The sequence below is a fragment of the Flexithrix dorotheae DSM 6795 genome (assembly GCF_000379765.1).
Classification (GTDB): domain Bacteria; phylum Bacteroidota; class Bacteroidia; order Cytophagales; family Flammeovirgaceae; genus Flexithrix; species Flexithrix dorotheae.
Genome location: NZ_KB903487.1, coordinates 64188 through 87052, shown reverse-complemented (window position 1 = coordinate 87052; position 22865 = coordinate 64188). Strand labels below are relative to the sequence as shown.

Sequence of the window (22865 nt, the reverse complement as noted above, 5' to 3'; positions counted from 1 at the left end):
AGCAAAAAAGGAATTGATTTTAAAATCAATTCCTTTTTTTGAGACCAGGTTGATGCTTGTTTAAACTGCCATCTGAACAGCTTTGGGCTGAACATGAAGTCCACATTCAGTTTTCGTACTGGTTTTCCATCTTCCGGTTCTGCCTTCTCCTTTCGAAGTACAGTGCATACATCCTACTGAACCATATCCCTTACTCAACAAGGGGTTTCTTGGCAGGTTGTATTTGGCAATATGCTTATTGACTTCATCCAGAGAAACATCTATTATCGGGTGGAATTTTAAAATTTCCTTAGTCTGTTCAAAGATTGATCTTCCGTTTCTAAAATCATTTTGCTGACCAATTAATCCTGAAATCCACACCTGGTGTTTTTCTTTAAGGCTATTGAGAGGCAAAACTTTATTTACCGAGCAACACAAATCCGGATTTTCCTTCCAGGTCTGATTTTCAGTGGTAAATTTATTATGTAATTTATCAGGATGCAGGTCAACTATTTCTATCCCCAGCAAATCCTGAAGTTGATTTTTATAATTTAAAGTTTCCTGAAAGTGATAATTTGTGTTGATAAAATATACTTTCTGGTTTTTATTTATTCGGCTGATCAAATGCAACAAATAAACTGAAGTTGTTCCAAAAGAAGAAGTCATTAAAACCTGATTGTTAGGAAAATCCTGGTATAATAACCCCAACCTTTCTTCTGGTTTTAATTTATTGTAAAGTAAATTAAGCGATTCTGTTTCAACTTCCTGTGTCTCCATTTTTGTCATTCTTCTCAATTAGGTTTGAAGTAATTTGATTAAGTACGTCTATTTTATGCTGGAAATCTCCTTTAAGACTGTCCCTAATGGTTTTGAGTCTGTCAAGGGTTTCCGTAATATTTTCTGGTAAAATATCCTCAAGAAGCATTCTGAACCTCTTGGCAAAAGTTGGTGATTTTCCATTTGTGGAAATAGCAACTTTAAGATCTCCTTTAGTCACAATTGATCCCAGATAAAAATCACACAAATCAGGCGTATCAGCTACATTAGTAAGTATATTTCTGGCAACTGCCAATTCCCTGATTTCCTTGTTTAATTCGTGATCGTCAGTGGCTACAATCACCAGTTTTTTCCCATTTAAATCTCCCTCCTCAAAATTTCTTTTGTGCACAATTACCTGCTCATGTCTTCCGGCTATTTCCGCAACCTCTTCAATGAACTCAGGAGCGACCAGGGTAACTCTTGCATTGGGGCTGCTTTTCATTATATATCTCATTTTTTCTGCGCCTGCATCCCCTCCTCCAACTATTAAAATGTCAAATTTGTCCAGTTTCAGGAAAACTGGATAAAGTACATTTCGAGATATATTTTCAGCAGATTGATCCATAAAACTAGCCTTCGTAGTAATAATTATTGGAGACATATTCCATCACAAACTCAGGATGAAGTTTTACCACCTCCCCAATCACAATAATGGCAGGAGTACCAATTTTTCTCTCTTCCACTTTCTCCACTATATTTTCCATTGTTCCTACCACAATTTGCTCTCCGGGCAATGAACCATTCTGGATAATCAAAACAGGGGTTTCTGCTTTCCCTAAAACTTTAAACAGTTTTGAAATTTGAGGTAATTTTTTCATCCCCATCAAAACTACCAAAGTGGCATTGGTTCCGGCAGCAACTTTGATATCTCCGGTCAATTCATTTTCACTTCCGGTAGCTGTGGTTACCCAGAAACTATGCGTAATTTCCCTTCTGGTTAATGGAATACTTTGGAGACCCGACAGCGAGGTTGCACTGGAAATTCCGGGAATCACTTCCACCTCAATACCAAAACTTTCTGCATATTCCTTTTCTTCATGTCCTCTGCCAAAAATAAATGGATCTCCACCCTTGAGTCTCACCACACTGCCCTTAGTAAGCGCTTGGGAAACAATTATTTCATTAATTTTCTCCTGCTTATAACTATGAGCTCCAGACCTTTTTCCTACAAATATTTTGGTTGAATTTTCCGGAGCATAATCCAATAAATCTGTATGCACAAGAGCATCATAAAGCACTACCCTTGCATTTTGTAGTGCTTTTACTCCTTTTACACTTATCAAATCAGGATCACCGGGTCCCGCCCCAACCAAAGTAAGTTTCTTTATCATTAAGCTTTATAATAATCCTCAATCACCAACTTTTCATCCTGATTTTTGTCTTGTTGGATTTGATCTTTTCTGTGTGCTAATACTTCCTTGAAAAACTTAACTCCATTTGCCAAATAGCTTTCTGCAAATTCTTTGGATGGCTCCTGCTTATTCAATTGAAGTACATCTTCCTCAAAAGAACCTTCAAATTTGAACTTTCCAGTTGATACAAAATGCTTATCAAAATCACGGATGATACCGATTTGTGTATTACATTTTACATCATCACTCAGTAATAGTGCTTTTGCAGCAATGATTTTCACATTATATGCATGGTAAATGGCGTCTGCATAATGTCCTTCCTCAATGGCTTCTTTTGCTAATCCCACTTTAGTTTCAGCATCTTTCAAAATCAACCCAATCATATCATACATTACACCCGCACATTCTCCAACACCTATGGCCAGTTTAAACTCTTCAGTATCTCCCCAATCCACAAAATCTTCTCCTACTAATTCACTGGTATCTGAAAGAGGCTTTAATAAATCGTAGAAATATCTTTTCCCCAACCGATAGAAGTAATCATTGAAATATTCTCCTTCTTCCTTATTTTCCTCAAAATCATTAAGGATCCATCTAATCGCTTCAATCACTTTTTTAGAAGGAAGTTTAATTACTTTTTCGGCTACAAATCCTTTCCCGCTAGGGTCAATTCCTCCTCCTATCACTACTTGCATGGCTGGAATTACTAAAGCTCCTTTTTTTATTGAACTCCCATGGAATCCAATATTGGCAGCCATATGCTGGCCACACGAATTCATACATCCGCTCAACTTGAATTTTATCTGAGAATCAAATACCAGGTCATGGTATTCTTTTCTGATCAGTTTTTCTATCTCAAGTGAAAGAGCAGTACTGTTCGAAACACCTAAGTTACAAGTATCCGTACCAGGACATGCAGTAATATCAGCAGCAGAATTAAAACCTGGTTGAGCAAGATTCAATTCATACAGTTTATTGAAGATTATAGGAAGAGCTTCTTTCCTTGCATATTTAAATAGAAGGTTTTGATCCACAGTCACTCTAATATCATCAGCCGCATAATCTTTGATCAGGTCCGCAAGTTCCCTTGCAGTATCCGAACTAAAGTTGCCTAATGGTACAAGAGCATAAACCCCAAAATATCCTTTTTGCTTTTGCTCAAAAACATTTGTAACCAGCCAGTCTTTATAAAGTTTTTCATCTACTGGTTTAACCTCACCAATTTCTTTTTCCTCTGGAAGACTTACAACCTCTTCTTTTAATTCAATCTTACCTGCTTTAGCTTTAAGCGCTTTTCTTTCTTCCTCCACCAATTCCATGATTTTTTCAGCACCTATTTTTTTGGCTAAAAATTTCATTCTGGCTTTATTTCTACTGGCTCTTTCACCATGTCGGTCAAATACCCTTACCAAAGCTTCTGCAAAAGGTAATACATCTTCTTCCGGTAAAAATTCATAAGCAGTATAAGCAATCATGGAAAGCGCGCCTAAACCACCAGCTATTAAAACCTTAAATCCTTTCTTTTCAACTCCGTCAACCGTTTGTACCCTTGGGATTAAACCCAAATCGTGGAAATAAGTAAAAGCAGAATCATCATCACTTGAAGAAAGCGCAATTTTAAACTTCCTTCCCATTTCCTGACAAATAGGATTTCTCAAAAAGAATTCAAATAACTTTTGTGCATAAGGAGAAACATCAAAAAGTTCATTTGGATCAATACCTGCTGTAGCAGAAGCCGTTACATTTCTTACTGTATTTCCACAAGCTTCTCTTAAAGTAACATCAGACTCTTCCAAATCTGCCCAAAGTGCAGGAGACTCTTCAACTTTTACATAATGGAGCTGAATATCCTGCCGGGTAGTAAGGTGCAAATTACCATTACTGTACTTATCTGAAGTAGCCGCAATAGTTTTCAATTGCTTAGTGGAGATCTTTCCATAAGGAATTTTAATCCTTATCATTTGAACGCCCAGTTGTCTTTGTCCATAAACACCTCTGGTTAGCCTGAAAAGCTTAAACTTGTCTTCTGGAATTTTACCTGCATTAAATTCCTTAATTTTTTCTTCAAGTTCCAGAATATCTTTTCTGGCTTCCTTACTAATATTTGAATTAGGATTTGTGCTCATTTTGGTTGACTATATATATTTTGAGATAAAAAAAACCTTCATATTTAAAATAGGAAGGCTTACACTTTTTGTGATTAACTTTTAATAAAATTAAAATCAATCGGTACGTATGAAGCCTTCCTTTAGCTGCTGTATTTCACAGCAACAACAACAATTACAACAACAATTATTAAAACAATTCATGTGCTTTTGGTTAAGAATAAGGTGAAAATAAATAGCATGGTCAAAAAAAAAAGCCTTTCCATTTGGAAAGGCTTTAGTATTTTGAATATGTACTAAATTTAATGACGTATTGACACACCTTTCCCATAGAAAACCTGCATCATACAACAGCTATGATGTGCATTTGGTCGGCTTTGAAATGGTGTACTTAATGACATAAAATCGATATTTAAACTTTTTCTAGTTACAATATTATAAACTAAACTAAGCCCATGCAAGCTTTTTGTGATTAATTTATTAATATGTTAATGAATCAACTAATCTTTTGCAAATCTATCAGCTTATTTACGGTTTAGTTGAAAAACTAGTATGCATTTCCCTGTATTTAATTTCCCAACTTTATCTGCTAACCTAAAGGCTTGATTTAAAGTTCAATTGATTCCCGATTTTTTTTGATTTTATGAAAAAGAGTAGCTCACAAAAAAAACCCGGGTTTCCCGGGTTTTAAAAGTTTTAAAGGTGGATGGATTTAAAATTCAAAATCGTACTCGTTGAAAGAGTCCTGGAAAACTTCTCTAAGTTCATCCAATTCTTCCTGCTCAAAATCAGAAAGCCTTTCATACATCGCTTTTTGATTTAATTCTTCGATCCTATCGAAAGCCTGGCTGGGCGTCCAGGTAAAATAAATAAAATCCATAATGAAAAAATGTTTGTTATAATCTGCCTGAAGATAATGAATAATGAAAGGAAAAAAGCAGCCTATCTGTTAACAAACCATAATTAGCGTAAAAAAAAGAGAATTTTACAAAAGAAAATTACACTGATTTTTTTCAGGTTTCTATTATTGGATGAGAAAAAAACACCGAAATTTGTCAAATAAATTTAACATTTTTAATGTACCTGTTGAAAAACTATTTTTCCAATATTAAAGCCTCTTATTGGATTTTAAATCCTTCACCATTTAAACAATCAACTACCCTAATTTAAAATGGCCGATCCACTACAATCAATTTCCAGTGCTGAAATTTATTATCATCCTAATTTTTATGAAAAAGAAGGTGCTGCCAATATTTTATCCCAACTGCAAAAAGAAATAGTATGGGAACAAAAGGAAATCCAACTTTTTGGAAAAACGTTCAATCAGCCCCGGTTAACAGCCTTTTATGGGGAGAATGGTATCTCCTATACTTATTCAAAACTTACCTGGAAGGCCATAGAGTGGCATCCTGTGTTGCAAGGGATCAAACAAAAAATTGAAATGGAATACCATGAACAATTCAATTGTGTTTTGTTGAATTTCTACAGAAATGGAAATGATAGTATGTCATGGCATAGTGATGATGAGCCGGAGCTTGGAAAAAATCCGGTAATTGCTTCTATGAGTTTTGGCGCAAAAAGAAAATTCCAGCTCAGGAAAAAGGAGAATAAAAAAGAAAAATATGACTTAGAATTAGAAAATGGCAGCCTGCTTTTAATGAAAGGCAAAACACAGCATCTTTGGCAACATCAATTGCCGAAATCTAAAAAGGAAACTGGGGTAAGAATCAATCTGACTTTCAGGAAAGTCATTCCTCAATAATTTCCGCTTCATCCAAAATATAAATGACTCCGGTAGTACTGAATTCGTTTACCATAAACTTCCCTTTTAGGGTAATCCTTTCTTCAGTATATTCAATTTCCTTTTTTGCATATACTTCCACTACTGTTTCCGGGCCAGCCTTTCCACAAAAGAAACAAGTAGCTATGGGCTTCATGGAAAGCACAAAATATTTGGAAGCTTTAGCGCCTTCCAGCGGATAAATAAATCCATCAAGTGTAATTTCTTTTCCGGTTTTTTCTCTGATTTGTTCGGTAAAAATGGGAGGAGCTATTTTTAATCCAAAGTCGGTTTCTCTTTCCTCGCCAAACATCACCTGAGAAAGAATAATCCAGTTCGGATCATTCTGAGCTTTAATTTTCTCCGGAGCTAAATTGAGAAGTATAAGTACAAAAGCAAAGGTTCCAAATAACTTATCCACAAACTAAATTGACTTTGGTGAATGACAAATATATTTAAAACCTTTTCTAATTTCAGGTCAGGTTATAAATGTCTTAAATTTTTCATTTTAATTAATTACTCCTCCAAAAACTTCAATACTTCCTCAATTCCCACTTCATCTTTTATCTGAATGGCTCTTGAAGCTCCTTTTAGCCTATAAGTATTTCTACATCTGGCAAATAAACTTAGCCCTGTTCTCTGACTTACTGGTTTATTATCTATACTTCTTAAATTTGATAGGAAAAGCGATCTTGGAGCTACAATAGATGCGATATCCTGTACATCTCCATACTCCAAAATTTCCGGCAAGTATATATCCAGATTCCAGTTTTCCCAATTATTATATTGGGTTGAAGTTCCTTTGAAAGTCGCCAGTGGACGATTTACCATTATCTTTTTTATTCTGTCATCAATGGCGGAAGCCACTAAGGCCTGAAGAGCCAAACTGGAAGAAGTATCAGTATCAACCAGAAATATCCGGGTACTGTCACATATTTCTCTTCTGGTAGTTAAATAATCCAATGACCGGATAATATCGAACACCTTTTGTCCAAATAAAGGCTTGCCCAGAAATAAACCATTTGTAAAGGAAAGGTATTGGGGTCCTCTGCTTTTTCTGGGTTTGTTGTGTGCATTCGAACCTTTCCTGAGTTTTACACTGAATACATTAAAGCCATTGGAAATGAGGCTGTCTATTTCATTTTTTGAATTTGAGAAAAGGAAAACCACTGGCTTTTGTTCATCCTTTTTCTGGTAAAATAATTCCCCTGATAAATAAATGCCTGACTCGCTTTCAAATACAAATGTTTCCTCAAAATAACTTCCATTAAATTCCAGACTATTTGACCTGCTTCTGATTTCCAAAGGTCTGTCAAAATACGCATCGAACCCCAATAGTTTTTCTAAATTATTTTTAGTGAGGTTTACAGGAGCTTTTGGAAGTTTCAGGCTTTCTCTGTAAGCAAGAGTTGCCAGGGTAGCAGTGGAATAAGCGGGCATTCCAAAATTAATTACCGAAGCCGAATCAGGGTGCACTTCCCCTTCCTTTTCTGATTCCTCCACCTGGAGATGTTGATTAAAAAAGGCATATACGGCTTCTCTATGCACAATGGTATCTTTATGTCCAATATTTACCTCCTTTAGTGCCAGATGATCTGCTTTCCCATACAAACTGTAAATCTCTTTCGCTTTGTAAAAAGTTCGTTCAGCATTTTTGATTGGGAAAAAATCTTTTGTACCAACTCCCATAAAAAATGGTCTTGGGGCTATTAGCCCTACCAGATGAGGCTGTTCGAAATACTTTCTGGGATTAATAATATAATTATCCATAGTATGAGTCTGGTCAGTTTCAATCATACCATCGTATCCGGCTACGTACATTACCGGAGCCGCACATTTTATTCTTTCATCAATGGCTGCAAGATAAAAAGTCTGGAAACCACCACCTGATCGTCCTGTAGCCCCAATTCTATTCACATCCACCAGATTTTTTTGGGTATATAAATAATCTATTGCCCGAATTCCATCCCATATCTGCCAGCCTCCTGCACTTTTCCCTACCAGATATTGAAATGGCTGGCTTTGCCCTGTAAAAGTTCTTTCTCCTGCTCCCACTTCATCCGGAGCCAATACGATATATCCTTTTTTGGCGAGTGCAATCATACTTTTCTGGTAATTCATTGTTGCTTTACCATCTCCACTATGTCCATTGAGGTAAATTACGGCTGGCAAAGGAAAATTTCTGTTTTTGGGAATATATAAATTAGCAGTTACCCAAAAACCTGGCTGACTTTGGTACACCACATGCCGTATAGTATAATCAGGATATTCCACTGGTTTTCCCACAAAACGACCATTTACCGGAGGTCTTTGATTCAGGCTTTTTTCATCAAACCCAATGGCATTTATTAATTTTTCCTTATAAAATGCTTTTTGTCCTTCCCATTCTTCCAAACTGACTGGCCAGGGCTTTGCCAGTGGAGGAGGAAGCTGAGCTATTGCCTTATGCTGACGGTTTACCATTTCCACCGTATCAATTTCTGAAGTTTTCAAATACAACTGTCTGAAACTTACCTTATCAGTAATTCCCGGCCAGTTGTCCGTACGGAAAGGAGAGGCGGGGAGTCCTTCTATGTTGTAAAGGTTTGCTCCTTCAGGGTCATTTCCCCATGCATATCTTGCAGCTATAGGATTTGGAACTGAATCACTAAAAACCTCAATTTTATTATCATCAATTATATAGGCTTTTGCCCAATGAAATTCCCGGTCAGGACCACAAATTTGGAAATGCTTCCCATATCCATATTTATTATTAAAAACCAATCCGCTTCCAACTTCCTCAAATTCGAGAATAATTTTTTGATTATCAATCTGATAATTTTTGAAAACAGGCCCGGAACTCACAATATCATTTCCATAAGCCTTCTCCCAGGCTAATAGTGCCAGCCTTTTCCCAACTGTTTTCTTATTTCTGGGATGAATATCCGTTTTGTCACCAATATCTATGGTAACTGCCATTCCTGTATTAGGCATATCAAGGGCTTTGAACTGAGCGTCTCTTAATTCCGGCCATTCACCTGGTTTCGGATTATTTTCAGTTTTCTGATAATTGGCTAATTGCACATACAAAAAAGGGAAATTTCGGTTCAATGTATCTTCATCAGCCCAGTAATCCCTCCAGGCATTTATCATTTCCTCAAATAAGGTATTATATTTAAAGGCTTCCCCCGCATTGGATTCTCCCTGATACCAAATTACGCCTTTCATAGAATAGGGAATAATCGGGTGAATCATGGCATTAAATAAAATGGATGGGTATTGATTCGGTTGAATCTGAAAAGTAGAATCCTGATATTGCTGTTGTTTCTCTATTTCCTCTACTGTGCGGTAGCTTTTGCTCATTTCCACCAGTTTTTCCTGGTATTCAGGAAATTTCATCAGTCTATCTGCCGGAATCCAGGTTTCCACTTTTGTCCCCCCCCAATTAGTGCTGATCAATCCAATTGGAACATCCAGCTCTTTTTGAAGGATTTTCCCAAAATAATAGCCTACTGCTGAAAATTCTTTTACTGTTTCAGGGTTTGCTTCCTTCCATTCAGCAGGCAATGTATTATCCTTTGGCTTAAAACTCCGGTCTTTTTTTACTTCAAATAACCTGATTTTTGTATTTTCGGATTGGGCAATCTCCTCTTCCGGATTTTCTGTATTTTTTAATTTCCACCGCATATTCGATTGTCCGCCACATATCCAGACATCCCCAAGCATTACATTTCGGATGGTGATCAGGTTATTTCCCAACACATACATATCATAAGGACCTCCGGCCGGCAACCTATCCAAAACCACCTGCCAGTTTCCCATCCTGTCCGCTCTTGTTCTGTAACTTTTACTTCTAAAGGTAACAGCTACTCTTTCTCCCGGGTTGGCCCATCCCCATACCTTTATTTTATGGTCTCTTTGCAATACCATATGATCACCAAAAAGATAAGGTAGTGTAACATCCGCCTTTGCCAAAGGCAGGTTAATCAGGGAAATAAAAATCAGGAGAAAAAACTGGTACTTCAAATTAACCATATCAAAAAATAGAGGAAATCTTTAAATTCGTGATTGAAATTAAAGGATTTGAAATGATTTTCAATCCTTTGCCAAACATTTTCTAAGGATAATTTTTATGAAGTGAGAAATTTCATAGGGGAAATAAGCACCTTCGTTTTTATTTTCGAAAATAGTAAACTCTCAATCAGGCTTTTATGGCTAAAAAATACTGTCGGTTAGATTTACCTCTTAAAATTTTTGGAGAGTTTTAAATCCTGGCCATAAAAAAACAGCTGAAAAACTTAATTTTCAGCTGTTTTAAAAAGTTTATTTTTTAGGAAAAAGTACTTTCTTAGAATAATTTATATTCACCAGGAACTGCCGGAGCTTTAGTTGACCAATCCAAATCCCAGGAATAATCTTCCATTGGCGGGCCTAAAACTTCTTCAGATTTCATAGCTTCTTCCCAAGTAATTGTCTGGCCGGAATAGGCCGCCATTCTACCAATAATGGCCAGCATAGTACTATTGGCCATCCATTCTCCATCATTCATGTGTTTTCCACTTCTTATCGAAGCAAACAATTCATTATGTTCTGTCTGGTACATATCATTGCCTTCACCCCTGTATCTCCACTTTTCTCCTCCACTTACAATTTCGTGCTTCCTTTTGATACAATCTACCAGGCAACTTCCTTTGGTTCCATTCACATCTACAGCATAACTGTTAGTACAATTTTTTTGCTGGCGACTAAAATGAAATCCTTTCGCACCATTTTCATATTCATAAACTATTGCAAAGTGATCGTACACATGGCCATATTTGGGGTCAATTCTTTGTTGCCGCCCACCGGTTCCTGTTACTTTAACAGGTAAAACATCACCCATCGCCCACGACATCATATCTATACTGTGAACAGCCTGTTCGGCAATGTGATCTCCAGAGAGCCAGTTGAAATACAACCAGTTCCTCATTTTAAATTCCATTTCTGTCCATTCGGGTTGTCTTGGTCTGGACCATAATTCACCAGTATTATAAGTATTGTAAACTGACATGACTTCCCCAATATCTCCATTCAATACTTTTCCAAAAGTTTCTCTTTTGGGGAAATGATATCTCCAACAGAATCCGGATACCAGAGATAAATTCTTTTCTTTAGCTGCCTTTGCTGCTGCATATACTTTTTTCAGGCCTGGCACATCTACAGCCATAGGTTTTTCACAGAAAACATGTTTCCCTGCTGCAATTGCCGCAGATAAGTGTTCCGGACGAAAGGCAGGAGGAGTGGCTAAAAGCACTACATCTACATCAGAATCCAACACTTTTTGATAGGCATCAAAACCTAAGAATTTATGATCATCATCTATTTTAACTTTATCTTTATGAATCTCTTTGAGATTGGTAATTGAGGCTTCCATTTTATCCGGAAACACATCACCCACTGCGGTAAGTATCACATTATCATCTGCATTGAGTGCCTGATTGGCTGCTCCTGTTCCTCTTCCTCCACATCCGATTAACCCAATTTTTAAGGTATCAACATTAGTATTATCCAGTCCCTGGGCCATTCCAATATTGAATACAAATGGGCTGGCCAAAGCAGCTGCACCAGTCGATTTAATAAAATCTCTTCTTGTTCTCGATTTTGAGGTATCCTTTCCTTTTTCCATTGTCTATCTTATGATTGTTTATTTTAAATACATAAAGTAAAAGTATAATGAGAAATAATCAAAATAACCGATTTCCATCTAAGCGGCATTTTTTCCAAATATGACTACATTGGCCTTTTCCCTCACTATTTCCTGAATTGGTCTTTTTTGAATTTTAGATTCCAGCCAGGAAATAATATCAAAATAGATAAAGGGCCTTTTTTCAAATCTGTTACTGGTAAGTGGTAATAACTGATCTCTTAAGTTTTTAAATTGCTCTAAAAGTTTTTCTTCTGTCATTTCCTTATTCAGCCTTTTCAAAAAGTTAAGAATGTATTTTTGATAAAGGTGCAAATCGTCTTTTTTCAGTAAAAACCTGTAAGTTGACTTGATATAATATTCAATTACGTCAGTATTCCCAAGTTCATAATGACTAACAAGGTTTACAATCCGGGCGAAACAGTGAATATCTTCTCTCAAATCTATGTCAGAAGTATTGATAATTTTATTTAGCCATGAAATTACCATTCGGTGATCCGCATTCCCAAAGTACAGACAAGCGATTTTATAAAACATAATTAACTTGGAATGTTCATCAAGCCTGTTGATATAAACTTCAAGGTTGGTTTTAAATTTATTGAACCTTGCCACTCCCTGGGCAAACTCTCCAAGCATGAAATACCTATTAAACTCATGTACATAGTTATACTTAAAGAGTTTTAGCTGAATATTTTCATTTAATTCAATCCCGGGAATATTTTTAATATTCCTAAGTGTTCTGTGGCTTTCTACAAATTCATTATACCGCCAAAGTTTATGCTGGGCAATTAAAAGACTATTTAGTCCCTTAATGTACATTTCCAATCTGGCAGAAATCAAATCTTTAGATCCTTCAAATAAACCCACCCATTTTTTGGCATAACCGTAGCCTTTTTCAAAGTCCTGGATAAAAAAACAATAACTTACCATCAGGTCATAGAGGTGGAGTTTTTCATTGAAGGAAAGCTGATCCTCTTCATAATAGGGCAGGCTGGCATTAAAAAAGTTCTTAATCTTATCATAGTCTTTTTTATTCCGGATAAACCCCAGTTTTAGGTAAAAGGAATTCAGTTTTACTGCCAGGTTGGTAAATGTATTGATATTATTAATTCTATTGTTGGCATCCTGGACTTCAGCTACAATTTTGTTTGCCCTATTCTGATTATCCGGCCCTACAGTATTATTTATGACCAGCTTTTCCCATTTATAAATTTCGAGCAGTAATTCAAGGTTATCATTTTTCCTTGCTCTTTTCTTTGCTTTTTGCAATACTTTCAGGCATTGATCATACAGGCACCGGTTAAATAGAATTTCAGAATAATCGATCAATTCTCTGGTTTCAATATCCAATACTTTGGTTACATTATATTGCCTTAAGCTCTGTAATATCCTTTTATAGAGATGTGCCTTTAAATTGGACAATTGATCTGCTTTAATAATGCTGTCCTTTGCAATAATTTTGTCCTCATCAAAGTCGGATTGTTTATCAATTAAATCAAAAAGCCTGATAAATTTTTTTCCTTTCCCACTTTCTATTTGGGTAACAAATAATTTAAAATATCGCTTTTCACTTTTTTTTAATGACTTAATTAATTTGAACAAGCTATCAGATTTTCCCTTAGCCATCGTATTTATTTTTTCTTAAAAATGGCCTTAAAATTAATAAAAATCCACATAAATCCGATTTAATACCTTTAGAAATTGTAATGTCCTTTTTTTTTAATTTTTATTAAAATTAACTGCGCTTTACATTTATTGAACAATTTGAAATAAAAGAAAACAACATACGCATAATGGAAAACAAAGTTGACATTTTTGACACTACTCTAAGAGATGGAGAGCAGGTCCCTGGTTGCCGATTGAATACCCAACAAAAGGTCATGATTGCCAAATCTCTGGAAGAACTGGGAGTGGATATCATTGAAGCTGGCTTTCCTATTTCCAGCCCTGGAGATTTTGAATCCGTTACCGAAATTTCCAAAAATGTAACTAATCCTATAGTTTGTGGGCTTACAAGAGCCGTTGAAAAAGATATTGATTGTGCTGTTGAAGCATTAAAATTTGCAAAAAGACCCAGAATCCATACCGGGCTTGGAACCTCTGACCAGCACGTTTTCACCAAACTGAAAATTACAAGAGAGCAGGTAATTGAAAGAGGAGTGGCTGCTGTAAAATATGCAAAGAAATTTATTGAGGATGTAGAGTTTTATGCTGAGGATGCCGGAAGAACCGACAATGAATATCTGGCAAAGGTAATTGAGGCTGTAATTAATGCCGGTGCCACAGTTGTAAATATTCCCGATACTACTGGATATTGCATTCCGGAAGAGTACGGGCAAAAAATTAAATATTTAATGGAAAATGTACCGAATATCCACAAGGCTACAATTTCTACTCACTGCCACAATGATTTGGGAATGGCCACAGCCAATTCGCTTTCCGGTGTTCAAAATGGAGCCCGACAGGTAGAATGTACTATAAATGGAATTGGAGAAAGAGCAGGAAATACTTCTTTAGAAGAAGTAGTAATGGCTATCAGAAAGCACAAATGGTTGGATTTTACCACCAATATTGATGCTACTCAGATCTATCCAATCAGTGTTTTAGTATCTGAAACAATGAATATGCCTGTGCAGGCTAACAAAGCGATTGTGGGAAGAAATGCATTTGCCCATTCTTCAGGAATTCACCAGGATGGATTTTTGAAAAACAGGGACAATTATGAAATTATCGCTCCTGAGGAAGTTGGTGTAGAAAAATCCTCTATTGTACTTACTGCCAGAAGTGGCAGAGCGGCTCTAAACCACAGAATAGCGGTTTTAGGTGTAGAACTTACCAAAGAGGAATTGGATATCGTTTATGGTAAATTCCTGGAATTGGCTGATAAATTACAAGTGATTGGAGATAAAGAATTAAAAATATTACTCTCTACTCATTTAGAAAAAACACTTGATTTCTAAAGTGATCTATTATAAAATTTTATAATGAAGCCACTTTTAAGTGGCTTTTTTTATGCTCAAAAATTGATTTTCACCATCATAATAAAAAATGAACAGGCGAAACTTTATCCAAAAAACGATGGCTACTTGCGGAGGTTTTGCCTTTTCTTCCAGTATTTTTTCCGGTATTTTAAGTCAAAATTTAACCAACCAAAAATTTAATTTCATGAATGATTCTCATCCCAATCTCAAATTGATAAATGCCTTTTTTCAGGCTTATGGACGTCACGATATTGAGGCCATAAAAGGAATTCTCGAAGAAAATATAAAATGGCATATTCCTGGAAATCATCCATTAAGTGGCACAAAAACCGGTGTGGATGAAGTACTTGAGTTTTTTGGAAAACTGAATAAGGCAGCATTAAAAGCCGAGCCGATTGTAATGGGCGTAAATGATAATTTCGTGATCGATTGCCATAGAAACTGGAGCAATCTGGAGGATGGGAATAATCTGGATAGTATGTCCTGCTTGCTTTGGAAAATTGAACAAAACAAAATTGTGGAAGTGCATAACTTCCCTGCCGATCAGCAGGTAGTGGATTTATTTTTTATGGAACACTATAAATAATCACCATATTCCCCTGTAAATAAAAACTCCATTGGCATCATCTATGACCAATGGAGTTTTTTTAGGCAATATCTTCTTATTTCTTATCCAGGAAAGTTTCTATCACCCAGTTTCGTCCCTCTTTCTTCAGCAAATCCATTGCTTTTTTTGGACCCCATGAGCCAGCAGCATAATTTGGAAAATCATCTGCCTTAGTCCCTTGCCAGTGGTTTAGAATAGGCATAATTAAACTCCATGCGGCTTCTATTTCATCTGCTCTCATAAATAAAGTAGCATCTCCTTCAATCACATCCAGTAAGAGGGTTTCATATGCCTCTGGCGTTCCTCCATCATAGGAATCGGAATAATTGAAAGACATTTCCACGGGTTGTACATTCATTTCCAAACCAGGCTCTTTTGCCTGAAAACACAATTTAATGCCCATTTCCGGCTGAATATGGATGATTAATAAGTTGGAAGTGGAAGCATGAGAAATATTGCAAGGAAATAACTGATGTGAAACCGGCTTAAATTCTATGGTAATGGTAGAAGATTTTCGTTTCATACTTTTCCCTGTTCTCAGGTAAAATGGCACTCCTTTCCATCTCCAGTTGTCCACTAAAAGTTTAAGCGCCACAAAAGTTTCTGTATTCGATTCCGGGTCAACCCTGGGGGATTCTCTGTACCCCACTACTTCTTTTCCTTTGATTTCACCTGCAGCATACTGCCCTCTTATGGCATTTTCCTCAATCTCATCGGGGATAAATTTTCTCACCGAATGCAACACATCCACTTTCCTGTTTCTGATATCATCGGCAATGTAGGTGACCGGAGGCTCCAGCGCCACCATACATAAAATTTGCAACAGGTGATTCTGAATCATATCCTTTAAAGCTCCGGAATGATCATAATAATTTCCCCTGTGTTCTACTCCAACATCTTCAGCCACTGTAATCTGCACATTGTCGATATAATTCCTGTTCCAAAGGGGCTCAAATATGGCATTGGCAAACCTGAAAGCCAGAATATTCTGAATGGTTTCCTTTCCCAAATAATGGTCAATCCTGTAAATCTGACTTTCTTCGAAACTATTCGACAATTTTTTATTTAGTTCCTTAGCACTTTCAAGGTCTTTTCCAAATGGCTTTTCTACCACAATCCTGGCCCGTTTTTTATCGGCAGCCAATCCGGAAGATTTTAAGTTTTCTGCAATTGGCTCAATAAACTTGGGAGCCACCGAGAGATAAAAAACTTTCTGTGATTTCATTTTCCATGATTCTTCCAGGCGATCTACCTTTCCCGAAAGTTTACCATAAGCCTCAGGATCAGTGAAGTCTGCTCTTACATAGTAAATACAATCCAGGAATTCCTCCAGCTTTTTCTCATCCACTATCCCTCTTCTCGAAAATTCTTCAATTCCTCCTTTCAGCAATTCCCTCAAAGAATTATCATCATGTTCATGATGACTTACTCCCAACAATGCGAAATTCTTTGGCAGCCAGTTATCCAGAAATAAATTATATAATGCAGGAGCAAGCTTTCTTTTACTTAAATCTCCTACTGCACCAAAGATTACAACAATGGTGGCATCTTGTTTTTTTACCGCTTCAATCATCGATTAAAGTGTTTAAGAGTATTTTTAAAATGATTTTTTGCTTAAAAGATCTTTCTTCCCTTATTCCCACTCGGTATGAAATATTCCATCTTTATCCACTCTTTCATAGGTATGTGAACCAAAGAAATCTCTTTGTGCCTGCACTACATTTAATGGCAGCCGCCCTGATCGGAAAGCATCGAAATAAGAAATAGTACTGGATAATGCTGCAATTGGAATACCCGCTTCAATTCCCGTGCTGATAACTTTTCTGGCATCTTTTTCCAAAGTAAGAATAGTAGAAGCAAAATCTGGTGAAGTGATCAGGTTAAATAATTTAGGATCGGCTTTATAAGCCTGCATGATATCCTCTAACAATGCCGCTCTTATGATACAGCCTCCCCTCCAAATCTTTGCAACCGTTTCTAAATTCAGGTTGTAACCATATTCTTCAGAAGCATTGCTTAATACAGCCATTCCCTGTGCATAAGTGATGATAAAAGCAAAATAAAGTGCGCTTTCCACCTGACTTACGAAGGCTTCTTTATCTACAGAAGGAGCACTTCCGCATCCTTCATAAATAGAATCAATGGTAATTCTTTCAGATTTGAATGAAGATAATTCCCTCATGGTCACCGCCATATCTATTGTAGGAATTGGCATTCCAAGATCCATGGCATTTTGGGAAGTCCATTTTCCAGTACCTTTTTGCTTTGCCTTATCTAAAATTAAGTCAACCAAATGCCTTCCACTTTCATCATCCTTCACCTTAAAAATTTTAGAAGTAATTTCCACCAAAAATGACTGCAATCTACCCTCATTCCACTTAGTGAAAACTTCCTGCATTTCATCATTATCCAACCCTGCCACGTTTCTTAAAAGATCATAAGCTTCGGCAATCAGTTGCATTAAGCCGTACTCAATTCCGTTATGCACCATTTTCACATAATTACCAGCGGATTTTGGACCTAAATATGCTACACACGGATCGCCATTTACTTTAGCTGATACTGCTTCCATAATAGGTTTTACTGATTGGTAAGCTGCCTCTGGTCCGCCAGGCATGATACTAGGCCCTCTTCTCGCACCCTCTGCTCCACCAGAAACACCCATTCCAAAGAAATTAATTCCTTTTTCCTCCAGTTCCTGACTTCTTCGGTTGGTATCTGTAAAATAGGAATTTCCACCATCTATAATTAAGTCCCCTTTATCCAGCAAAGGAATCAAATCCTGTATTACACCATCAACTGGTTTTCCTGCCGGAACTAAAAGCATAATCTTTCTGGGTGAAGAAAGTGAACTTACAAATTCCTTAATTGAATCGGTACTTTTTATTTTTCTGTCCTCAGCCTCTTCCTTTAATGCATTTACCTTTTCTTTATCAAGGTCTAACCCTACTGTGGAGAAACCATTATCTGCCACATTTAAAATAAAATTTCTTCCCATTACACCTAGCCCCACCATTCCAAAGTCGTAAAGTTCTTCTTTCATTTTAATTATTTCTTAGATGATTATTAAATTTTGATTTTGAAGTTGTAAAAAAAATAATGCTCCAGCCTTAAGATCTTTATTGAGCTGAATTTAATGACCAGTTACTACTTATTTTATGATAAATCAAAAGGAGTAAACTGATATTTTTTTTACGTAAAATTACGTAAACTAAAAATTAAAAACATTACCCATAAAGATAAAAGCAAGTCAACCCAAAAATCACTAAAGCATTAAATATCAATCAATTAACGTTAAATGAAGGTTTTATCAATTTAAACTTCCCACAAATGTAGCTAAATAATCCGCAGAATAACAACTAAGTAACCTTAAGTGCCAGTCCCAATTGATTTTGTACCAGTTCAACCATTTAAAATTAAAAATAGTTTGGATGGGTTCCATCAGGGAAATATTAGGTATTATTTCTATTCGAGGTAATAATTCCTAAGCCTCTCCAAATCCTGCCGTCCCACATTTAAAGCTTTTTCAAAATATTTTTCGAATGATCCAAAAGTTTTTATCAATTCTCCAAAAGCTACTTCCAGATATTCTTCTCTCACTTCCAATATAGGCCTTACCAACTCAGGGTCAATACTTTTCGACACTTCATTTAATAGCTTTTCGTTATGTTTTTTTCTGTAATAATTGGTAAGTAGATAATCTGCAATTACAGTTTCTTTCGATACACCAAGGGCTATCAGAATCAGGGCTGCTCCAAAACCAGTCCTGTCTTTTCCGGCACTGCAATTAAAAACCAGAGGCACTTCAGAATTAAGCAACAATTGGAAAAGTGCTTTATATTGCGGATAAGCCTTATTGGCGTAATATTTATTCGCAGCTTTCATTAATGCTACTCCATCAACCATTTCCTCTCCTCCTGAATCGATCATTTTGCGAATGGCCTGAAAACCATAGGCTCCGGATATTATAGGATAATTGTGAATAGTAATATCCATATAACCCGGTAGGCGATGTGGCGCCTTTTCTACTTCATCAGTTCTTCTAAAGTCAAAAACTGTTTTGAGGCCTAGGTTTTCGATTTCACGGAAATCATTATCGGTAAGCAGGTCCATTCTATTGGCCCTGAAAATTTTCCCCCACTTCACTGTTTTACCATCTTCTGTAGAATATCCGCCAAGATCTCTGAAATTATCCGTCCCTTCCAATTTCACTAACCGCTTTGGGTGTGGCTTCATAAATTTTTTTGTGTAGGTAAAAAAATAGGGTTTTTTAATCCTCAGTAAAGATAAAAAATAATTATTCGCTTTCTACTTGTTCCTTTTGCCCTATAACTTTTTTGTATTTCCGTGGCTTAGCAACTGCTATGCTCCTTTAAAACGTATCGTTCCGGGAAAAAATAAAAGATGTAAAAAGCGAATATTATTAATTCAACTTTACTTAATCCTCCGGATAAGGTATAAATATAAAGTTCACAAAATCTTTATCCACCACAAAAAGGCAACAAAATTCATCTGGATCTTTATAAGCTTCTTTAAATGCATCTAGTTTTTCAGCATCTACCAGTTTCCTCTGTAAGAACTCATCCAGATAGGAAATGTTAAAATTCCAATCTGTTCCTACTTCTTCCTTACCTAAAAGCTTCTGGCCAATTTGTAAATCAGACTTTGAAATTGGAAAAATCGGGTAATCCGAGATTTTCCGGATTTTAATCTGATAGGCACCTTCTTTTAAAGTATTGGAAACTTTAGCGAAGTCACCAGTTATTTCTCCTAGATATTTCCCGTTTAATTCTGGACTATTTTCCATTGTACTAATTTGATTTTGATATGGAAGCTGTCTAAAGTAAAACCATTCAGCTGCGAATGGCAGATTTTGTTCTATGTTTCCACAGGTGGCTACCCAGCCATTTTTTCGTTACAAAGATGGATATCCATTCTCCCCAGAGCCCCCCCTGCTTTAGACAACTTCATGCAAAGTTCTCATTGTCAAAGTTAAAAACAAAGGTTTATAAAAAATGATTGAGGAATTAAGCTTTAGAAATTCGATTGGGTTTTATTTGTTTTGTGAATTTTTATTTCAATCCCTGAGCTCATAAATCCTACATGGCTGGTTTCAATTAGCAAGCTATGGGACAAGTGTCATTTTTTGCATGAAATCTCCAATTTCCAATTGGTGGACGACTTCCATGCCATTGGTAACTTTACCGAATATGGTATATCTGCCATCCAGATGTGGTGTAGGAGAATGAGTGATAAAAAACTGGCAACTTTCGGTATCCTTGCCTGCGGATGCCACTCCTACATAACCTTCATCATCATAATAAGTATCCGCAAATTCCGATCTTATGGTTTGGGGTAATCCACCAAAACCATCACCCCTTGGGCATCCGCCCTGCACCACAAAGTTAGGTGCTACCCTGTGAAAAGTTTTTCCATCAAAAAAACCTTCTTTAATTAAAGAAGTATATAAACTTGTGGTTCCCGGAGTCTTTTCCACAAACAATTTGAATTCTATTTCCCCTTTATTGGTTTCCACTTTTACTTTTTGATTTTTCTTAATAGAGGCTACTTCCAGCCAGTCTATTTCAGATTTGGAAGTTTTGGGTAAACTGGCAATTGCGCCTTTTCCTTCAATATAATTAATGGTTTTCTCCAGTTCCAGCCAGGCTTCTATATCCAAAGGAAGGTTCAGGTTATCTCTGGTTTCATATAGAAAATCCAGATTGTCATAGGATTCCTTCAGATTAAGAGCCTCATCTCTGAAGGCCTGTGCCGCATAATAAACCAGGGAAATGTCTTTTGATTCAATGGCATATTTTAAAGATTTTTTAAAATCTTCCGGTATTGAACCTTTAAATTTCACAGCTTTACCATAGTGGGCTCCTTTTCTAAATGCCAACATAGCCTCGATAGCAGCTGTTCTAATTACCGGAGCTATTTTTTCATTATAAAGCTGGTTCTGCAAAAAACTAAAATGATGGAATCCTTTACCCATAGCCTGCACAATGGCAGCTTTTTCGTAGTTATTTTCAATTTGAGAATAATAGTGATAAACAAAATCATCCATTTCCTTCAGGGAAGCCATATTAAAAACAGTTCCAATTAAAATGGACCGAATTCTCCAGTTTTTCTCAACTTTTGCTCTGTCAATGTATTTCCTTAAATCTGCCTTTATTCCTTTTTTGGAAAAATATTCTGCTGCCACTATACCTACATTTACATTTTCATCATCTAAAGCTTTCCAGATTTCTTCATTAATAAAATTATAATCCAGTTTATCAGCTGCCCTAATCGCATTTAATCTTACCCGATAATCGGGGTCAGAGGCAATACCATTTTTAATGGTTTCCATGCTATGAGAATCTTCAAAGTTTTGGAGGGCAATTATAGTGTTCATCCTTACATATGCTGCCGAATCGAATCGTGCTGAATTGGCTATTTGGGTGGCATATTCACTAAATGATTCATCTCCAAATCGCGATAAATAATTAGCCGCTATTATTCTTGTTTTAACCCAAACATTGGGGTGTAAAAATTCTGCGATTTTTTCTTTGGTAAAGGAAGAATGGTAACCTTTTACTCCCGCCCGGTATAAACCCAGTGCCTGACCGTATTTTAAACTATCATTTGACAGACTGAGCATGGCCAGATAATCAGGAGTTGATTCATTGGCACATTTTCCCAATGCTTCAAGGATTTTTATCTGGATCTCTGGGTTATTTTCAATTGCTAAAGCTTTTTTCAGGGAGTTTTCAGCCTTATTATTTCCTGTCTGGCCCAGGGCAAATGCTGCGCTCACTTTTAATTCCGATGGAAAATCACCTTTTAAAACCTCCTGAAGTTCGGGAATGGCGGCACTATCCTGAACAGAAGCCATTCCATTAATTGCAACCTTTTGGGCGATTTGGTCATCTGAAAAGAAATACGCTGTCAAACTATCCGTTTTTCTGGCATCAACCAGGTTATAAATTTCCTGATATCCCTGGTTGGAAAAAAAATGATTAGTAAAATTTCTTTCTTGTCCATTATCAATAACTTTGTTACAGGAAATTGATAAAATTGCAAGAAAAAAAGTAAGCAGATTTTTTTTTTGCATTATTTAATTTCTGGTATTTTCATTAATCTCTTTCTAACAAAGAGATGATAAATTTCAAAAAACAGAGTGCATTTAACTATCCAATGGAAATATACAAAAGTCAATTCATCGAAATTCAATTTTTCAAAAAAGATTCCATCATAAGGAATTCATGGTCTCCTAATACCTGTATTATGCAGGAAGGTGAATTTAAGTCGGAATTGCTCAAAATTGTGGAATCCATCTCCCAATTCAAACCAAAATATCTGCTGTCCATAGCTACAGAACTCTTTTTTAATATGAGTCCGAATCTGCAGGAATGGGCAAAAGAAAATTTTATAGATAAGGCTTTTAATCTCGGGATTACTAAAATTGGGGTTGTCCTTAGTCCGGAAACTTTCGATAAAAACAATATCCAGGAACAAATTGACCAAACCTTTGATCTCCCTCTACATTATTTTTCGAATGAAAAAGAAGCCAGGGTTTGGCTGGAGAAATTTTAAGA

18 protein-coding genes are annotated in these 22865 nt (G+C 36.3%); 4 read left to right on the top strand and 14 right to left on the bottom strand.

Annotation, left to right across the window (positions count from 1 at the left end; translation table 11 throughout):
• Nucleotides 1–60: 60 nt before the first annotated feature.
• The 5 genes from A3EM_RS0134040 to A3EM_RS47825 all read right to left on the bottom strand — a co-directional run bounded on the left by A3EM_RS0134040 (nt 61) and on the right by A3EM_RS47825 (nt 5135).
• On the bottom strand, nt 61–756 hold the full coding sequence (locus tag A3EM_RS0134040; RefSeq protein WP_157638230.1) for a phosphoadenylyl-sulfate reductase: 696 nt from the start codon (nt 754–756) through the stop codon (nt 61–63).
• Nucleotides 737–1399 (bottom strand): precorrin-2 dehydrogenase/sirohydrochlorin ferrochelatase family protein, encoded by a 663-nt coding sequence (locus A3EM_RS0134035; RefSeq protein WP_245576587.1) that lies wholly within the window; start codon nt 1397–1399, stop codon nt 737–739. The genes A3EM_RS0134040 and A3EM_RS0134035 overlap by 20 nt, the downstream gene beginning before the upstream one ends.
• Complete coding sequence (gene cobA, locus A3EM_RS0134030) at nt 1368–2129, bottom strand: uroporphyrinogen-III C-methyltransferase (protein ID WP_020532730.1); 762 nt, start codon at nt 2127–2129, stop codon at nt 1368–1370. Before cobA ends, A3EM_RS0134035 begins: the two co-directional genes overlap by 32 nt.
• Nucleotides 2129–4276: a HEPN domain-containing protein gene (locus tag A3EM_RS0134025; RefSeq protein WP_020532729.1), complete on the bottom strand. Its 2148-nt coding sequence runs from the start codon at nt 4274–4276 to the stop codon at nt 2129–2131. Before A3EM_RS0134025 ends, cobA begins: the two co-directional genes overlap by 1 nt.
• A 691-nt stretch (nt 4277–4967) precedes the next feature.
• Nucleotides 4968–5135: a DUF896 domain-containing protein gene (locus A3EM_RS47825; RefSeq protein ID WP_020532728.1), complete on the bottom strand. Its 168-nt coding sequence runs from the start codon at nt 5133–5135 to the stop codon at nt 4968–4970.
• Nucleotides 5136–5426: 291 nt separating this feature from the next.
• Here A3EM_RS47825 and A3EM_RS0134015 point away from each other — a divergent pair, with 291 nt between their 5' ends.
• Nucleotides 5427–6017, top strand: coding sequence for an alpha-ketoglutarate-dependent dioxygenase AlkB family protein (locus tag A3EM_RS0134015; RefSeq protein WP_020532727.1), 591 nt, complete (start codon nt 5427–5429; stop codon nt 6015–6017).
• Here A3EM_RS0134015 and A3EM_RS0134010 read toward each other — a convergent pair.
• The 4 genes from A3EM_RS0134010 to A3EM_RS0133995 form a co-directional block, all read right to left on the bottom strand.
• Nucleotides 6004–6456 (bottom strand): hypothetical protein, encoded by a 453-nt coding sequence (locus tag A3EM_RS0134010; protein WP_020532726.1) that lies wholly within the window; start codon nt 6454–6456, stop codon nt 6004–6006. The two genes, A3EM_RS0134015 and A3EM_RS0134010, sit on opposite strands and share 14 nt — an antisense overlap.
• A gap of 95 nt (nt 6457–6551) precedes the next feature.
• The gene (locus A3EM_RS46580) at nt 6552–10049 is read right to left on the bottom strand and encodes a sialate O-acetylesterase (protein ID WP_020532725.1); all 3498 of its coding nucleotides are present in this window, start codon (nt 10047–10049) and stop codon (nt 6552–6554) included.
• Between the two features lie 313 nt (nt 10050–10362).
• The gene (locus tag A3EM_RS0134000) at nt 10363–11679 is read right to left on the bottom strand and encodes a Gfo/Idh/MocA family protein (RefSeq protein ID WP_020532724.1); all 1317 of its coding nucleotides are present in this window, start codon (nt 11677–11679) and stop codon (nt 10363–10365) included.
• A 78-nt stretch (nt 11680–11757) separates the two neighbouring features.
• Nucleotides 11758–13323, bottom strand: a complete 1566-nt coding sequence (locus A3EM_RS0133995; protein WP_020532723.1) for a hypothetical protein — start codon at nt 13321–13323, stop codon at nt 11758–11760.
• A 167-nt stretch (nt 13324–13490) separates the two neighbouring features.
• On the opposite strand from A3EM_RS0133995, the gene A3EM_RS44525 reads away from it, so the two are divergent.
• The gene (locus A3EM_RS44525) at nt 13491–14657 is read left to right on the top strand and encodes a 2-isopropylmalate synthase (RefSeq protein ID WP_020532722.1); all 1167 of its coding nucleotides are present in this window, start codon (nt 13491–13493) and stop codon (nt 14655–14657) included.
• Nucleotides 14658–14745: 88 nt separating this feature from the next.
• On the top strand, nt 14746–15264 hold the full coding sequence (locus tag A3EM_RS44520) for a nuclear transport factor 2 family protein (RefSeq protein WP_020532721.1): 519 nt from the start codon (nt 14746–14748) through the stop codon (nt 15262–15264).
• A 76-nt stretch (nt 15265–15340) separates the two neighbouring features.
• On the opposite strand, the gene zwf is transcribed toward A3EM_RS44520, so the two are convergent.
• The 5 genes from zwf to A3EM_RS47820 all read right to left on the bottom strand — a co-directional run bounded on the left by zwf (nt 15341) and on the right by A3EM_RS47820 (nt 22381).
• Nucleotides 15341–16858 (bottom strand): glucose-6-phosphate dehydrogenase, encoded by a 1518-nt coding sequence (zwf, locus tag A3EM_RS0133980; RefSeq protein ID WP_020532720.1) that lies wholly within the window; start codon nt 16856–16858, stop codon nt 15341–15343.
• Nucleotides 16859–16918: 60 nt separating this feature from the next.
• Nucleotides 16919–18328, bottom strand: coding sequence for an NADP-dependent phosphogluconate dehydrogenase (gene gndA / locus A3EM_RS0133975; RefSeq protein WP_020532719.1), 1410 nt, complete (start codon nt 18326–18328; stop codon nt 16919–16921).
• Nucleotides 18329–18750: 422 nt separating this feature from the next.
• Nucleotides 18751–19521 (bottom strand): tyrosine-protein phosphatase, encoded by a 771-nt coding sequence (locus A3EM_RS0133970; protein ID WP_020532718.1) that lies wholly within the window; start codon nt 19519–19521, stop codon nt 18751–18753.
• A 202-nt stretch (nt 19522–19723) separates the two neighbouring features.
• Complete coding sequence (locus tag A3EM_RS0133965; RefSeq protein ID WP_020532717.1) at nt 19724–20092, bottom strand: hypothetical protein; 369 nt, start codon at nt 20090–20092, stop codon at nt 19724–19726.
• 318 nt (nt 20093–20410) lie between these two features.
• Nucleotides 20411–22381 (bottom strand): peptidylprolyl isomerase, encoded by a 1971-nt coding sequence (locus A3EM_RS47820; RefSeq protein ID WP_020532716.1) that lies wholly within the window; start codon nt 22379–22381, stop codon nt 20411–20413.
• Nucleotides 22382–22464: 83 nt separating this feature from the next.
• Between A3EM_RS47820 and A3EM_RS0133955 the strand changes: the two genes are divergently transcribed.
• On the top strand, nt 22465–22863 hold the full coding sequence (locus A3EM_RS0133955; RefSeq protein ID WP_157638229.1) for a hypothetical protein: 399 nt from the start codon (nt 22465–22467) through the stop codon (nt 22861–22863).
• Nucleotides 22864–22865: the final 2 nt, after the last annotated feature.

What these genes read in the sequence shown, in the direction of transcription:
- A3EM_RS0134040 (WP_157638230.1), bottom strand. Translation starts at nt 756, where the DNA reads ATGGAGACACAGGAAGTTGAAACAGAATCGCTTAATTTACTTTACAAT.
- A3EM_RS0134035 (WP_245576587.1), bottom strand. Translation starts at nt 1,399, where the DNA reads ATGTCTCCAATAATTATTACTACGAAGGCTAGTTTTATGGATCAATCT.
- cobA (WP_020532730.1), bottom strand. Translation starts at nt 2,129, where the DNA reads ATGATAAAGAAACTTACTTTGGTTGGGGCGGGACCCGGTGATCCTGAT.
- A3EM_RS0134025 (WP_020532729.1), bottom strand. Translation starts at nt 4,276, where the DNA reads ATGAGCACAAATCCTAATTCAAATATTAGTAAGGAAGCCAGAAAAGAT.
- A3EM_RS47825 (WP_020532728.1), bottom strand. Translation starts at nt 5,135, where the DNA reads ATGGATTTTATTTATTTTACCTGGACGCCCAGCCAGGCTTTCGATAGG.
- A3EM_RS0134015 (WP_020532727.1), top strand. Translation starts at nt 5,427, where the DNA reads ATGGCCGATCCACTACAATCAATTTCCAGTGCTGAAATTTATTATCAT.
- A3EM_RS46580 (WP_020532725.1), bottom strand. Translation starts at nt 10,049, where the DNA reads ATGGTTAATTTGAAGTACCAGTTTTTTCTCCTGATTTTTATTTCCCTG.
- A3EM_RS0134000 (WP_020532724.1), bottom strand. Translation starts at nt 11,679, where the DNA reads ATGGAAAAAGGAAAGGATACCTCAAAATCGAGAACAAGAAGAGATTTT.
- A3EM_RS0133995 (WP_020532723.1), bottom strand. Translation starts at nt 13,323, where the DNA reads ATGGCTAAGGGAAAATCTGATAGCTTGTTCAAATTAATTAAGTCATTA.
- A3EM_RS44525 (WP_020532722.1), top strand. Translation starts at nt 13,491, where the DNA reads ATGGAAAACAAAGTTGACATTTTTGACACTACTCTAAGAGATGGAGAG.
- A3EM_RS44520 (WP_020532721.1), top strand. Translation starts at nt 14,746, where the DNA reads ATGAACAGGCGAAACTTTATCCAAAAAACGATGGCTACTTGCGGAGGT.
- zwf (WP_020532720.1), bottom strand. Translation starts at nt 16,858, where the DNA reads ATGATTGAAGCGGTAAAAAAACAAGATGCCACCATTGTTGTAATCTTT.
- gndA (WP_020532719.1), bottom strand. Translation starts at nt 18,328, where the DNA reads ATGAAAGAAGAACTTTACGACTTTGGAATGGTGGGGCTAGGTGTAATG.
- A3EM_RS0133970 (WP_020532718.1), bottom strand. Translation starts at nt 19,521, where the DNA reads ATGAAGCCACACCCAAAGCGGTTAGTGAAATTGGAAGGGACGGATAAT.
- A3EM_RS0133965 (WP_020532717.1), bottom strand. Translation starts at nt 20,092, where the DNA reads ATGGAAAATAGTCCAGAATTAAACGGGAAATATCTAGGAGAAATAACT.
- A3EM_RS47820 (WP_020532716.1), bottom strand. Translation starts at nt 22,381, where the DNA reads ATGCAAAAAAAAAATCTGCTTACTTTTTTTCTTGCAATTTTATCAATT.
- A3EM_RS0133955 (WP_157638229.1), top strand. Translation starts at nt 22,465, where the DNA reads ATGGAAATATACAAAAGTCAATTCATCGAAATTCAATTTTTCAAAAAA.